The organism is Trinickia terrae, from assembly GCF_005144415.1.
In the GTDB taxonomy this organism is placed as follows: domain Bacteria; phylum Pseudomonadota; class Gammaproteobacteria; order Burkholderiales; family Burkholderiaceae; genus Trinickia_A; species Trinickia_A terrae.
The window spans coordinates 19,249-33,465 of the sequence record NZ_SWJE01000005.1 but is presented as its reverse complement, the minus strand read 5'-3'; the positions used below and the strand labels follow the sequence as shown (position 1 = coordinate 33,465).

10 protein-coding genes are annotated in these 14,217 nt (G+C 65.8%); 7 read left to right on the top strand and 3 right to left on the bottom strand.

Annotated elements, in window-relative coordinates:
* Nucleotides 1-243 precede the first annotated feature (243 nt).
* Complete coding sequence (locus FAZ69_RS09535; protein ID WP_136893736.1) at nucleotides 244-1,494, top strand: zinc ribbon domain-containing protein; 1,251 nt, start codon at nucleotides 244-246, stop codon at nucleotides 1,492-1,494.
* 41 nt (nucleotides 1,495-1,535) lie between these two features.
* On the opposite strand, the gene FAZ69_RS09530 is transcribed toward FAZ69_RS09535, so the two are convergent.
* Entirely contained in the window at nucleotides 1,536-2,159 is a 624-nt protein-coding gene (locus FAZ69_RS09530; protein ID WP_240702166.1) for an AraC family transcriptional regulator, read from the bottom strand.
* A 219-nt stretch (nucleotides 2,160-2,378) separates the two neighbouring features.
* On the opposite strand from FAZ69_RS09530, the gene FAZ69_RS09525 reads away from it, so the two are divergent.
* The 3 genes from FAZ69_RS09525 to eutC all read left to right on the top strand — a co-directional run bounded on the left by FAZ69_RS09525 (nucleotide 2,379) and on the right by eutC (nucleotide 5,755).
* The gene (locus FAZ69_RS09525; protein ID WP_136893735.1) at nucleotides 2,379-3,380 is read left to right on the top strand and encodes an amino acid permease; all 1,002 of its coding nucleotides are present in this window, start codon (nucleotides 2,379-2,381) and stop codon (nucleotides 3,378-3,380) included.
* Between the two features lie 52 nt (nucleotides 3,381-3,432).
* A complete protein-coding gene (locus FAZ69_RS09520; protein ID WP_136893733.1) occupies nucleotides 3,433-4,827 on the top strand; it encodes an ethanolamine ammonia-lyase subunit EutB in 1,395 nt (464 codons plus the stop codon).
* A gap of 127 nt (nucleotides 4,828-4,954) precedes the next feature.
* Nucleotides 4,955-5,755 (top strand): ethanolamine ammonia-lyase subunit EutC, encoded by an 801-nt coding sequence (gene eutC / locus FAZ69_RS09515; protein WP_136893731.1) that lies wholly within the window; start codon nucleotides 4,955-4,957, stop codon nucleotides 5,753-5,755.
* 12 nt (nucleotides 5,756-5,767) lie between these two features.
* On the opposite strand, the gene FAZ69_RS09510 is transcribed toward eutC, so the two are convergent.
* Together FAZ69_RS09510 and adh are read right to left on the bottom strand one after the other, a co-directional pair.
* Nucleotides 5,768-6,163, bottom strand: coding sequence for a DUF779 domain-containing protein (locus tag FAZ69_RS09510; RefSeq protein ID WP_136893727.1), 396 nt, complete (start codon nucleotides 6,161-6,163; stop codon nucleotides 5,768-5,770).
* A 91-nt stretch (nucleotides 6,164-6,254) separates the two neighbouring features.
* Nucleotides 6,255-7,775, bottom strand: coding sequence for an aldehyde dehydrogenase (gene adh, locus FAZ69_RS09505; protein ID WP_136893725.1), 1,521 nt, complete (start codon nucleotides 7,773-7,775; stop codon nucleotides 6,255-6,257).
* A 321-nt stretch (nucleotides 7,776-8,096) separates the two neighbouring features.
* On the opposite strand from adh, the gene FAZ69_RS09500 reads away from it, so the two are divergent.
* The 3 genes from FAZ69_RS09500 to tssM all read left to right on the top strand — a co-directional run bounded on the left by FAZ69_RS09500 (nucleotide 8,097) and on the right by tssM (nucleotide 14,217).
* A complete protein-coding gene (locus FAZ69_RS09500) occupies nucleotides 8,097-9,143 on the top strand; it encodes a helix-turn-helix domain-containing protein (protein WP_136893723.1) in 1,047 nt (348 codons plus the stop codon).
* Nucleotides 9,144-9,622: 479 nt separating this feature from the next.
* Nucleotides 9,623-10,495 (top strand): type IVB secretion system protein IcmH/DotU, encoded by an 873-nt coding sequence (gene icmH / locus FAZ69_RS09495; RefSeq protein WP_136893721.1) that lies wholly within the window; start codon nucleotides 9,623-9,625, stop codon nucleotides 10,493-10,495.
* A gap of 8 nt (nucleotides 10,496-10,503) precedes the next feature.
* Nucleotides 10,504-14,217, top strand: a complete 3,714-nt coding sequence (gene tssM / locus FAZ69_RS09490) for a type VI secretion system membrane subunit TssM (protein ID WP_240702165.1) — start codon at nucleotides 10,504-10,506, stop codon at nucleotides 14,215-14,217.

The following is a 14,217-nucleotide window of genomic DNA, read 5'->3' as shown; positions in this document are numbered from 1 at the left end:
GTTCAGTAACGAACTTACGCGGCCGGCCTTTCGTTGATGTTTCCTCAGAAGTGACACATATTGAACCGGACGAATATCCTGGCCCGACTGCGCCCATTGCGCGTCCGATTCTGAATACCAATGACGGACGCCGGCGCCGCTTCGGATCGAGACACATGAAGTCGCCGGCGCGCGTTCTCGCAGCGTGCCGCGAGTGGGGCTCCGACGATGCCGACAGAAGCGCCGTCTCACACCGCGATTCCCATGCCTTGCAGTCACTGCGGCGCGGCATTGGCCGAGCACGTGGCCGTCTGTCCGCAATGCGGGGCGAAGGTATTGCTCGAAGTGCTGCCGGCCGCGGAGCGGGTCCCGCCACCGGCGCTGTTGCCAGCCCGCATCCTGACGCCCGATCCTCGGGCAATCGCGCAGGCAAGAACCGTTCTGGCGGCGCGGCGGCGCGCGAGGCCCGCGGACCTGAACGGCGCGCGGCGCTGGGGCATGAGCCGCAGCGCGGCGATCCTGCTGTTCGGTTTCGCCATCGCGTTCGGCACCTATGTGTCGATCACCGAGCGCGACGTGGCGCTCGTGAAGTGGCAAAAAGTCCTGTTTCACAACGAGCCGGGCCCGTTGCCGGCCGGCATCGGCAACAACCTGCCTGCGCCGCCCTCGCCGGTGCCGCTCGTCGCCTTGATGGAGCGCGAGATCGCGAAGTCGCGCGCCGAAGACGCCAAGGACGCGCAGATCGTCAGGAACGACGAGGCCAAGGCGAGCGAGGCCCAGGCCGCCGCGAAGAAATCGCAGGCTGTGCCGGCGCCGGTTGCGGCGGCGCATCCGCCGAAAGCGAAGGCTGCAGCCGTGGCGAGCGCCGCGCCGAGCCGCGAGCAACGTGTGAGCGAGCCGCGCAAGGCCGAAACGGCGCCGCCGAAGACGGTAACGGCGACGGTGGCAAAAGCGGTTCAAAAGCCGGTGGAAAAACCTGCGGTCGTCGCGGTGGAAAAACCGCCAGTCGTAACAACAGAAAAACCGGCTAGCGCCGCCTTGGAAAAAACAGCGGAAACCGCACCGATGCCAACACCGACGCCAACGCCGCGCGCGCCGCGGCAAGCCAACGCCGCGAACGGGCAGCGCGGCGACGCCATCCAGCGTGCCGCGCAAGCGTGCAACAAGGAGAATTCGACAGGCTGCATCCATCGCCAGTTGGCGAAGACGGAAAGCATCGACCGCGTCGAAAAATCAGACCAAAGCGGCGTAGCCGAGGCCGTCAATGCCGAGCCGAAGACAGCGCCCCGCGAGCGCTTGACGCGCGAGCCCGTTCGCACCGCCGCCGCTTCCGCCATCACGGCGGCGCCTGTCGAGGTCGTGCGCAAAGCGCCGCCACCGGATGCCGCACCGGTCGCGATGCGCGAAGCCTCGGGAAGCGCCGTGGTCGAGCCTGCGCCCCCAAAATCCGCGCCCTCCGTAGCGCAGCGCTTCGCCGTGAGCGAGGAGATCAACCGCCTGTATCGCGGCCACTAACGCCATGGCAATGGCGATGCCTTGCCGAGCCATACGACCGCTTACCGCAAAGGCAAGCAAATATCGGTCAGCAACTCGGAAGGCGCCGTGTTGCGCGGATTGTTCAAATACTCTTCGAACACCGGAGCATCGGCGGCCTCGCGGCCAGACTGCGGCAGCCATTCGCCGTACAGCCATTGATAAGCGGCAGCCATGTCCGCATAAGGTCCCCTGTGGCGCAGCACCGCGTATTGCCCGCCGGCGATTTCCGTCAGCGACAGCGGTGCGGTGACCCCGATCGGCGCCGCCAGCACGGCGCCCGCCTTCGAGCGCAGCGAGTCTTCCGCGACCGCGCCGGGGTCGTCGTAAAAGATCCCCACCGCGTGCTGGACCGAGGCCAGCATATCGTTCGAAGCGAGCCATCCGAACAGCGCGTCGAACGCCTTGCCGATCTGCATATACGAGCCGGTGTGATCGACCGTGACCGCCGTCATTGCAGGCACGGTCCGAATCGTGACTTCGCGCAAGGTCATGGGGTTCCCTCCTGATTTCTGTGCTTGGAAATGCCGGTGCGTGCCGTGCTTGCGGTACTGCGCCGGCGGCATGCCGAACACCGGGCCGAACGTGCGCGTGAATGCCTGCAGGCTGCCATAGCCGGCGCGCTGCGCGATCTCATGTTCGTGCAACCAACATAGTACGAGGCCATTTGACAATTCTTGCGGACTTGCAGCGCTGCCGCGAATGCTTGCAAATGGCTTTCGACGCCCTCGATAAGTTTGCCGAATTTCGATAACACCTCGATTAATGACTCTCTAGCATCGATTCGAAGCGCTTCCGCGCGCCGGCGAGGCGTGCGGAAACATCGGGCAAAAGCAAAACCGCTGTGGAGTGGAGGAGAGTCGTCGATGACAACCGAGTCGAACCATCACCGCAAGGTCACCCATCACGAGCTCAAGCAGACGCTCGGCACATGGCAACTGTGGGGGATCGCGGTCGGGCTCGTGATTTCAGGCGAGTATTTCGGCTGGAGCTACGGCTGGGCGAGCGCCGGCACGCTCGGCTTCGTCATCACCGCGCTTTTCATCGCGGCGATGTACACGACGTTCGTCTTCAGCTTCACCGAGCTCACCACCTCGATACCGCATGCGGGCGGCCCGTTCGCGTATGCGCGGCACGCATTCGGCCCCGTCGGCGGCTATCTCGCGGGCGCGGCGACGCTCGTCGAGTTCGTCTTCGCGCCGCCCGCGATCGCGCTCGCGATCGGCGTGATGGTGTTCGCGGGCGCCGCCGGCGACTGGACCAAGCTCGCCAACATCAACGACCCACTGCCGCAAGCGATGAAGTACATCGTCGGCGCGAACAGCGGCTGGATGCATATGCTCGTCTGGCTCGGCCTGTTCGGGCTCGTGGCGTCGTTCCACGGCATCATCCTCGGCTACTCCCGGCAGATCTTCGCGCTCGCTCGCGCCGGCTACCTGCCCGAGTGGCTCGCCAAAGTGCATCCGCGCTTCAAGACGCCGCATCGGGCGATTCTCGCGGGCGGCGTGGTCGGCATCGCCGCCATCTACAGCGACGAGCTGATCCAGTTCGGCGGCCAGACGCTGACGGCCAATATCGTGACGATGTCGGTGTTTGGCGCTATCGTGATGTACATCGTCAGCATGCTCGCGCTGTTCAGGCTGCGCCGCACCGAGCCGGACATGGAGCGTCCGTTCAAGGCGCCGCTGTTCCCGTATTTCCCGGCGTTCGCGCTCGTTGCGGCGGCGATCTCGCTGGCCACGATGGTGTACTACAACTTCCTCGTGGCGATCGTGTTCGCGATCTTCCTGGCGCTCGGCTACGTGTACTTCCTGATGACGCGCCGCCAGCGCGAGATCGCGCCCGCCGACGCGCTGCTCGAAGAGTGAGAGCCGCCGCCGCGCCGCGTTCACGCGGCGCTCGGCACATGGAGTTGGAAAGATGAACTATTCGGAAACGATCGGTGCGCGGACCTACCGCTTCGCCGATCTGAAGACGCTGCTCGCGAAAGCGAGCCCGCTGCGTTCCGGCGACGAGCTCGCCGGCGTCGCGGCGGCGAGCGAGGAGGAGCGCGTCGCCGCGAAGATGGCGCTGGCGCAGGTGCCGCTCGCGGCGTTCCTGAACGAAGCGCTGATCCCCTACGAGAGCGACGAGGTCACGCGCCTCATCGTCGATACGCATTCGCGCGAGGCGTTCGCGGAGATCTCGCACCTGACGGTCGGCGATTTCCGCAACTGGCTGCTCGCCGATACGACCGATACGGCGGCGCTCGAACGCATCACGGCGGGGCTCACACCGGAGATGGTCGCGGCGGTGTCGAAGCTGATGCGCAACCAGGACCTCGTGATCGCGGCGAAGAAGCGCCCGGTGGTCACGCGGTTTCGCAACACGGTCGGTTTGCCGGGGCACATGTCGGTGCGCCTGCAGCCGAATCATCCGACCGACGACGTCAAGGGCATCGCCGCGTCGATGCTCGACGGCCTCATGTACGGCTGCGGCGACGCGATGATCGGCATCAACCCCGCCACCGACAGCCTCGCCGCGATCACGACGCTGCTCACGATGGTCGACGATTTCCGCCAGCGCTACCGCGTGCCGACACAATCGTGCGTGCTCACACACGTCACCAACACGATCGCCGCGATCGAGAAGGGCGCGCCCGTGGATCTCGTGTTCCAGTCGATCGCGGGCACCGAGAAGGCGAACGCGGGCTTCGGCATCACACTCGCGCTGCTGCAGGAGGCGTACGAGGCGGCGCTGTCGCTCAAGCGCGGCACGGTCGGCGACAACGTCATGTACTTCGAGACCGGTCAGGGCAGCGCGCTGTCCGCGAACGCGCATCACGGCGTCGACCAGCAAACCTGCGAGGTGCGCGCGTACGCGGTCGCGCGGCATTACAACCCGTTCCTCACGAACACGGTGGTCGGCTTCATCGGGCCGGAGTACCTGTACGACGGCAAGCAGATCATCCGCGCGGGTCTCGAAGACCACTTCTGCGGCAAGCTGCTCGGCGTGCCGATGGGCTGCGACATCTGCTACACGAATCACGCGGAAGCCGACCAGGACGACATGGACAACCTGCTGACGATGCTCGGCGTCGCGGGCATCAACTTCATCATGGGCATTCCCGGCGCGGACGACGTCATGCTCAACTACCAGAGCACGTCGTTTCACGACGCGCTCTATGTGCGCGACGTACTGGGCCTGCGGCGCGCGCCGGAATTCGAAGACTGGCTCGAGGCGATGCAGATCGCCGATGCGCGCGGCGCGCTGCTGCCGGCGTCGGCGCGTCAGCCGTTGCTCGCGGGCGTCAACGAATGGATGGGCGTCGAATGAACTACCCCCACGCTCACTATCGTTCGCTGTCGACCGGAGTTGGCGCTTTAGCGCTTACTCCGGTCCCATGCAAAGCTCCCCCCAAGGGGGCTGATGCCTCCCTTGGGGCGGCCCGGCGGGAGGCATCATGAGCGACTTCCTCGAAAAGAACCCCTGGAATGCGCTGCGGCAGTTCACGCAGGCGCGCATCGCGCTGGGCCGCGCGGGCAACAGCCTGCCGACGGCGCCGCTGCTCGCGTTCAACTTGTCTCACGCGCAGGCGCGCGACGCCGTGCATCATCCGCTCGATGTGGACGTGCTGCATCGGCAGTTGCAGGACGCGGGCTTCAAGACGCTCGACGTGCACAGCGCCGCGCCCGATCGCGCGCATTACTTGCGACGGCCCGACCTGGGGCGGCGCTTGTCGGACGAGAGTCGCGAGACGTTGGGGCAACTGTCGCTCGAACCGCCCGAAGTGGTGTTCGTGATCGGCGACGGCTTGTCGGCGTTTGCCGCCGCGCGTCAGTCGCTGCCGCTGTTGCAGGCGGTGACGACGCGGCTCGCCGATTGGCATGCCGGACCGGTCGTCGTCGCGCGCCAGGCGCGCGTGGCGCTCGGCGACGAGATCGGCGAGATCCTGCGCGCGAAGCTCGTCGTGATGCTGATCGGCGAGCGTCCGGGGCTCAGCTCGCCCGACAGCCTCGGCATCTATCTCACCTACGCGCCGAAGGTCGGAACGAGCGACGCGCAGCGCAACTGCATTTCCAACGTGCGGCCGGAGGGCCTGAGCCATGAAGCGGCCGCCCATAAGCTGCATTACCTGCTCACGCATGCGCGCAGACTCGGTCTGACAGGCGTCGGCTTGAAGGACGACAGCGATGCGCTGCTCGACGCGCCGCAAGCGCAACCGCGTTCGATCGAAGCGGGAGACGACGACACCGCACGCTGACCCACGACCGCATCACGCCCCCGCCCGCTCGACCGGATGCGCTTCGAGCCACGCGCTTTCGGCATCGTCATAGAGCCGCGAGCGCGTGAGAAACCTGAGCCCGGTAGGGCGCTCCAGCGAGAACATGCCGCCGTTGCCGGGCACCACGTCGATGATCAGCTGTGTGTGCTGCCAGTACTCGAACTGCGACTCGCTCATATAGAACGGCACACCTCCGATCTCGCCGAGCTTCACGTCGGAAGAGCCGACCATGAACTCGCCGGCCGGAAAGCACATCGGCGCGCTGCCGTCGCAGCAGCCGCCCGACTGATGGAAGATCACCGCGCCATGCTCGGCGACGAGCCGCCCGATCAGCGCGACGGCCGCCTCTGTTGCGATCACGCGCGGCACTGCATATTCCGCTGTCATCTCTCGTCCTCCTCTCCGAAAACGAAAAAGCGCGAACGAATCGTCTGCTGCGATTCGTTCGCGCCGGTCAGGCATCGAAGGCCAATCGGAATCAGAAGAAGCCCAGCGGCTTCTCGCTATAGCTGACGAGCAGGTTCTTCGTCTGCTGGTAGTGGTCGAGCATCATCTTGTGCGTCTCGCGCCCGATGCCCGACTGCTTGTAGCCGCCGAACGCCGCGTGCGCCGGATACGCGTGATAGCAGTTGGTCCATACGCGCCCGGCCTGGATGTCGCGGCCGAAGCGGTACGCGCGGTTGCCGTCGCGCGTCCAGACGCCGGCGCCGAGGCCATAAAGCGTGTCGTTGGCGATCTCGAGCGCTTCGTCCTCGGTCTTGAACGTGGTCACCGACAGCACCGGCCCGAAGATCTCCTCCTGGAAGATGCGCATCTTGTTGTGGCCGCGGAACACGGTCGGCTTCACGTAGTAGCCGTTGGCGAGCTCGCCGCCCTGCTGGTTGCGCTCGCCGCCCGCGAGGCACTGCGCGCCTTCTTCCTTGCCGAGCTTGATGTAAGAGAGGATCTTCTCGAGCTGCTCGCTCGACGCCTGCGCGCCGATCATCGTCTTCGGATCGAGCGGATGGCCTTGCTGGATCGCGGCCACGCGCTTCAAGGCGCGCTCCATGAAGCGGTCGTAGATCTTCTCTTCGACGATCGCGCGCGACGGGCACGTGCACACCTCGCCCTGGTTCAGCGCGAACATCGTGAAGCCTTCGAGCGCCTTGTCGAAGTAGCTGTCGTCGGCATCCATGACGTCGGCGAAGAAGATGTTCGGGCTCTTGCCGCCCAGTTCGAGCGTGACCGGAATCAGGTTCTGGCTCGCGTACTGCATGATGAGGCGGCCCGTGGTGGTCTCGCCCGTGAAGGCGATCTTCGCGATGCGCTTGTTCGTCGCGAGCGGCTTGCCGGCCTCCAGCCCGAAGCCGTTCACGACGTTCAGCACGCCCGGCGGCAGCAGGTCGGCAATCAGCTCCGCCAGCACGAGAATCGACGCGGGCGTCTGCTCGGCCGGCTTCAGCACGACGCAGTTGCCGGCGGCGAGCGCGGGCGCCACCTTCCACGCGGCCATCAGGATCGGGAAGTTCCACGGAATGATCTGGCCGACGACGCCGAGCGGCTCATGGAAGTGATAGGCGACCGTATCGCCGTCGATCTCGCCGATCGAGCCTTCCTGCGCGCGGATGCAGCCCGCGAAATAGCGGAAGTGGTCGATCGCGAGCGGGATGTCGGCGGCCATCGTTTCGCGCAGCGGCTTGCCGTTGTCAATCGATTCGGCCACCGCGAGGCGCACGAGGTTCGCCTCCATGCGCTCGGCGATCTTGTTGAGGATGTTCGCGCGGTCGGTCGTGGAGGTCTTTCCCCAGCCTGCCTTCGCACGATGGGCGGCGTCGAGCGCGAGCTCGATGTCGGCCTCGCGCGAGCGCGGGATCGACGTGAACGGCTCGCCCGTGATCGGCGAGAGATTGTCGAAGTACTCATTGCCGACGGGCTTCACCCATTCGCCGCCGATGAAGTTGCCGTACTGCTTTTTGTACGGGAACTCGGTGTTCAGAAACTGCATTTCCGCGTGATTCATTTGTGTGCTCCTCACATATCGAATGGATGCCTCAGGTGCAATGTCGATGGCGACTTGCCCCGCTTTGCGGCACGTCGCTTACGCCAAAAGCGTGCCAAGCCGCGGGGCGCGCCCATTCGCCGTGCGCTGTCGCGCAATCCTGCGGATGCCGTTGTTCGAGTGCTGTTCAATGCGCAGTGCGTCCTTGTGTCGAATCGGAGCAGTCGACGACGGACTGTTCAAAAATGGAGCGGCGCCGCATGGTTGCGGATATCGATTTCATCGGCACGGGATTTGCGTTTCAGATCGATCTGGCCCGCGGTGGGCGGTTCGAGCAGCGGTATGACGATCGACATCTTTCCAAGCCGTATCGAAGGCGCGCATGACGCCGCGCGGTCGGTTCACGTGCGCACCGCGCACGATGCGGACGAGCAGGCGCGCAACCTGACCGAGTGGCGCCAGACCTACGATCAACTGATGCCGGGCCAATTCACCGGCACGCTGACCGAGCTGCCGCTCGAGCACATGCAGGTCTTTTGCGAAGCGACCAGCCACGCCTTGCGGCAAACTTGCGAGGTGCCCGAAGACGCGTTTTGGTTCGGCGTTCCGGCGGCCGGCGTTCCGGCGGCGGGCGCGCCGGCATCCACCGCAACGGCCGCGCGCATCGACGCCAGCCCGATCGCCGCCGATGCGCTCGCGTTCCGTCCCGGCGGCATCGAATTCGAGCTCGTGACGCCTGCGCGGTTCGCGATCTACGGGGTGGTCGTCAAAGGCGACGTGCTGCGCCGTTACGCGAGCGAGGTCGAGCGGCTCGACCTCGATGCGCCGCTCCACGCACTGCCGCTGCGCGAAGTCGTCACTATCGGATCGGCTCAGATCGACAGGCTGCGCGCCGCGCTCGGGCAGATGCTCGATGCGACGCAGGCGAGCCGCGCGCCGCTGTCGAGTGCCTCGCGCGACAGCTTGCAGGCCGCGGTGCTGGAGCTGCTGTCCGATCTCTGCGTGAATTCGCGCGGCCAAGCGCAGGCGGCACTGCCGGCAAGGCCTCGGCGGCAATGGATCGTCTCCCGGGCGCGCGACTACGTGCTTGCGAACCGCGCCCGCCCGGTCGGCGTGCCGGAGCTGTGCGAGCAACTGCACGTGAGCCGCCGCACGCTGCAGTACTGCTTCCAGGATGTGCTCGGGATGGCGCCCGCCACGTTCCTGCGCACGATCCGCTTGAATGGCGCGCGGCGCGATCTGTGCAGCGGCGCCTCGAGCGACGCGCGCACGGTACAGGACGTCGCGGCCGCTTGGGGCTTCTGGCATCTGAGCCAGTTCGCGACCGACTACAAGAAGCTGTTCGGGAAACGGCCGTCGGATTCGCTGCGCGAGAGGAAGGCCGCGTAGGGAAGGGGCATTCACGTCCCTTTTTTCTGCTTGTCACGCTTTGTGCCGCCCGGTGGGGGTGTCGATCGCTCTACGAGCGTGATGCTGCTCGCCCTCTCGCTCGATTTTTTCAAACTGCGTGGCGGGAAATATTAATCGGTGCGCCGTGACGCACCATTTTTTTCGCATTGCCTTGTGGCGGCGCATATTTAATTTTATTTGGACCCGAGTCGCCCTGGATTATTACGGGAGCGAGTTCTTCATTATGAGATAAACGCGTTCTTTGGGATTGATCTTATTGACTTTTTGATGTTCAGCAAGAATTTCACCTCAGAAAGATCTTGAACTCCCGATGAAATGAAACAGCTTAATCGGAAATCCCCGGAAAGCTGTATATTTGCGCGTCGCGCAATTTAAGGCATATAGCGAATTCGATCTCTGCCTATTTCGACCAGGAACCTAACAACGTGTCTCAATTCAACGATAGCCAAGGACCACGCATGTCCGGCACTGCCGTGGACAGCCGCGTCCGCAGCAGCCTGGATGGCGTCCCGAAGACGAAAGCCGTCGTCGTTTCGGGGCCCGGGGCATCCGCGAAATGGGAGTCGCCGGAACCCTTCCAGCAGCGTCTCGCGAAAGTTCGAGCCGCCCGCAATCCGCTCCGGGAGGCGTCGCGCGTCTTGCTGCGAGCGCAAGCAGATATGCCGGACGGGCTGCGCTCCCAGTCGGAAATCGCCGCGCTCGCGGCCGCGCTCGTAGAAGAACTGCACACCTTCGAATCGCTCTGCGTGGCGGCAGGCGTTCGCCGCGATCATATGCTCGGCGCCCGCTACTGCCTTTGCGCCGCGCTCGACGAAGCAGCGCTGCAAACGGACTGGGGCAAAAGCCGCGAGGGCGCAGCCGCATGGAATGCGCGGAGCCTGGCCGCCGCCTTCCGCGAAGACGGCGAGGGCGGCCAAAAAATCTACTTGCTGATCGGCTATCTGATGACCGATACGCAGACGCACCTGCACCTGCTCGAAGTCATCTACCGGCTGCTCAGTTGCGGCTTCGAGGGCCGATACCGGCTCGACGAGAACGAGCGCGCGAAGCACGAGGCGCTGCGCAAACGGCTCTACGAAGAAATCGCGGCGCGGCGCGGCAACCCTGCGCCTCTCGATCTCTTCGTGAGCGAGCCCGCCGTGGCGAACGGCGAGCGCGCGTCGCCCCTTGAGTTTCCGCTGTGGATCACGGTGGCGGTGCTGTCGGTGATCCTGCTCGGAATGTTCGGCTATTTCCGGCATGAGCTGAACGAACAGGCTGCTCGCATTCGTGACCCGTTCTCCGTCATCGAGCGTGCGAAACCCAATCCCGCCGAGCCTGCTGCGTCATGAAGCGGTATGTGTCGTTACTGGTCTCGCGCCGGGTCATCGCCGTGCTGGCGGCGATCGCTCTTGCGCTCGCGATCTGGTACCTGCTTCCCTCGCTCAGCATCGAGCGTGTCAAGCCTTTCGCGCCGGCGTCGACGCGCATCGCCGCCATGGCCATCATGTTGGCGGTGTTCGTCGCCCATGGAGCCGGCCGGCTGCGGCGAGACGCGCGGAGCGATCGGCCAATCGCGGCACGCCGGCACGACGTCGCGGTCAACGTCGCCGAAAAGAACGAAACGCCGCTTGCCGCGCCTCAGCACGAGAAGGCAAAGGTCGAGGCGGTAATCGCGGATGTGCTCAGGCAGATAGGCCGGCGAGCGCGCGGGATTCGGCGGCTGTTTCAACACAGTCGCCGCCTGTATGAGATTCCCTGGTACATCGTGCTCGGCTCGCGCGCTTCGGGGAAAACGAGCGCCGTGCTGAACGCGGGCCTTGCCATTCCGCTCGCCGAGCAGAGACTGCAGCTGCTCGCAGCGCACGGCGAGGGCGCGAATTCGCTGCAATGCTGGCTCGCCGACGATGCCGTGCTGGTCGACACGCCGGGCGACTACGTGAGCCGCGACGGCTCCGAAAGCGGCGCACGCGCAACGGCCGAATGGCGCGGCCTCCTCGATGTCCTGCGCAAGACCCGCCCGCTTGCGCCGATCAACGGCGCATTGCTAACCGTCGATATGGCCGTTTTGCTCGACGACGGCGAGGAAGCGCGCAAGACCGAGGCGGCGGCATTGCGCGTGCGTCTCGACGAACTCCGCAAGGCGTTGCGCGTGGATTTCCCGGTGTACCTGCTGGTCACGAAGATCGACCAGCTGCCGGGTTTCGAAGCGTATTTCGGCGGCTTGCCGCCGGAGACTCGTGCCCGGATGTGGGGCTTCGCGCTTGGCTTTGCCGGTAAGCAGACAAGCGCCAAGGAAAGCCTCCAGACGCATTGCGCCGCGCAGCTCGGCTTGCTCGCGGCGCGTTTGGCGGACGAGGCCGATGCCCGTCTATATGAAGAAAGCGACACGCTCACGCGGCGCAAGCTCATCGCGCTATCGACGGAGTTCGCCGCATTGGCGCCTCGTCTCGAGAAATTGATCGCAGACGTGTTCGCCGATTCGCGCGACGGCACGCACGCCGATACCGCGTTGCGCGGCGTGTATTTCACGAGCGCGGCGCAGACTGGCTGCGAGGTGGCCGCGGAGCGGCAGACGATCGTGCGGTGTTTCGCCGACCGGCATGGGTTGCACGCCGCCGCCCCCGAGCTGCTGCATGCCACCAGGAAGGGCTACTTTCTTCGCGATCTGTTCAAGCAGGTCATCTTTCCCGACGCCAGTCTCGTTCTTCCCGACGTTCGCGTGGAACGCCGCCGGCGCGTGCTGAACGCCGGCGCTCACGTATCGGTTGCGTTGCTGTTCGCAGGGATGGCCGCCGGCCTCTGGATCAGCTTCGACCATAACCGCGCCTATCTCGACGCGACCGAGCGCAAGGCCCGTCTGCTCGCGGCACGCGTCGAAGAGACGTACAAGAAGCCTGACGCGAATGCCATCCCCGCCATCCTGACCGATGCCCAAGCGCTGCCGGCCTATCCCGGCCTCGATCTGGCAGCCCCGGCGATCAGCTACCGCTTCGGCCTCTACACGCCCGGCGGTCTTGCGCCGGAAAGCCGACGCGTCTACGCCGCACTGGAAGACAAGCTGCTGCTGCCGCAAATCGTCCGCCGCCAGGAGACCGTGATTGCGCAGGCCATTGCCCAGCACGACGCAAAGACGGCCTACGATGCGCTGCGCGTCTACCTGATGCTCCACGACAAGTCGAAGTTCAACGCCGCCGACGTCAAAGCATGGGTGCTCGACGACGAGTCGGCGAACGACGACGCGGCCGAGTCCGGTGCGCGCGCTGCGATGGCCGGACATATCCAGGCGCTTTTCTCCGGCGCGCGCATCGTCCAGTCGCCGCTCGCCCGCAACGACGCGCTGATTCGGCAGGCACGCGCCTTTCTGGACGGCGGCAACGCCACGCAGCGCCTGTACGCGCGCGCGAAAGCGGCGATGCTGAAAGAGGCGCCCGGCGATTTCACGCTGCTTGGCGCGGTGGGGCCGCACGCGGGAGAAGTCTTCACACGCGCGAGCGGTGCGCCGCTTTCGAGCGGCGTGCCGGGTCTTTTCACCTACGACGGCTATCACAATCTGTTCGACAAGCGCCTGCCCGAATTCGTCCAGCTGGCGCGCGACGACGACACCTGGGTCATGGGCCATGCGCCGCCGGCCGGCAAGCAAAGCGCCAAGGCACGCGCCGACGATCCGCTGACCAACGCGATCCGCATGCAATACCTGAACGAGTACGCGCAGGCGTGGCAGGCGTTTCTTGCCGACATTCGCCCGGCGAGCGGCTCGAACCTTGCCTTCGGCCTTTCCGGGTTGCGCGATCTCGTGGCGCCGGATTCGCCGCTGGTCCGCCTCTCGCGTGCCGCGGTGCACGAAACCACGCTCACACAGCCAGCGTCCGCGCTCGCTCAGGGCGGCGGGAAAGCCGCAACCCGCTCGCCGCTCGACACCAACCACAAGGCGCGGATGGAACGCGATCTCGTCGACAGCCGCTTTACCGCGCTGCGCGAAGTCGTGACCGACAGCGCCGATGCGCCGAGCGCCAAGCGAGCCGCGGCGGCGCTGCCGGCCAAGACCGGGCTCGACGGTCTCGCGAAGCTGCTGAACGACTACTCCCTCGCGCTGACCATTGCCCAAAACGCGCTCGCGAGCAACACCATGCCGCCGCCTGACGGCGCGGCGGCGCGCCTGAAGATGACGGCCACCGCGATGCCCGCGCCGTTCAGCGCGGTCCTGCTCGATCTGGCGGCGCAGGGCTCGCACGAGATCAACCGGGGGATCGGCCGTCTGCTTTCGCAGCAGATGGCGGCGGCAGTCGGCGACAGTTGCCGGCAGATGGTCGACGGCAACTACCCGTTTGCGCCGGAAAGCTCGCGCGATATCGGCAGCGCCGACTTCACGCGCCTCTTTGCGCAGGGCGGCATCCTCGACGACTTCTTCACGAAGAAGCTCGCGCCGCTCGCCGATACGTCAGCGCGGCCCTGGCGCTACAAGACGCTGCCGGGCGCGGCCGAACCCGTGCCCGGGCCGGATCTCGAACCGTTCCAGCACGCCAAGGCAATCCGCGACGCGTTCTTCGACGAAGCGGGCCAGAAGCTGCAGACGTGGAAGGGGGAGATCCGCGTGCCCGAGCTCGATCCGAACGCGACGAGTCTTTTGATCGACATCGACGGGCAAACGATGCTCTACGAGCACGGGCCGGTCGAGCCTCTGGCGGTGAGCTGGCCGGGGCCGCGCGGCGGCGTGCATGCGCTGGTCGCAGCCAACCCGGAGATCCGGCCCAACGCCTCGACCATCGAGGCGAACGGTCCCTGGGCGTTGATGCGGCTGGTGCACAAAGGGCGCGTGATCCCTGCGGCCGCGCCGGGGCGCACGCGCGTGGTGTTCGATTTCGAAGGCAGGCCGGCGGTGCTCGACATCGCGAGCACTGGCGGCGCGAGCGCCGCCAGTGCGCTGGCGAACGACTTGCTGACGAGCTTCCGGTGTCCGGGCTCGATGCCGGCATTCGGTACGTTCAGCACGTTCAGCGTTGACGACACGGGCCCGCCGCCGGGGCTGCCGCCCGGATTGCCGCCACTGCCGGAGGCAGGCGGCTCCCGCTGA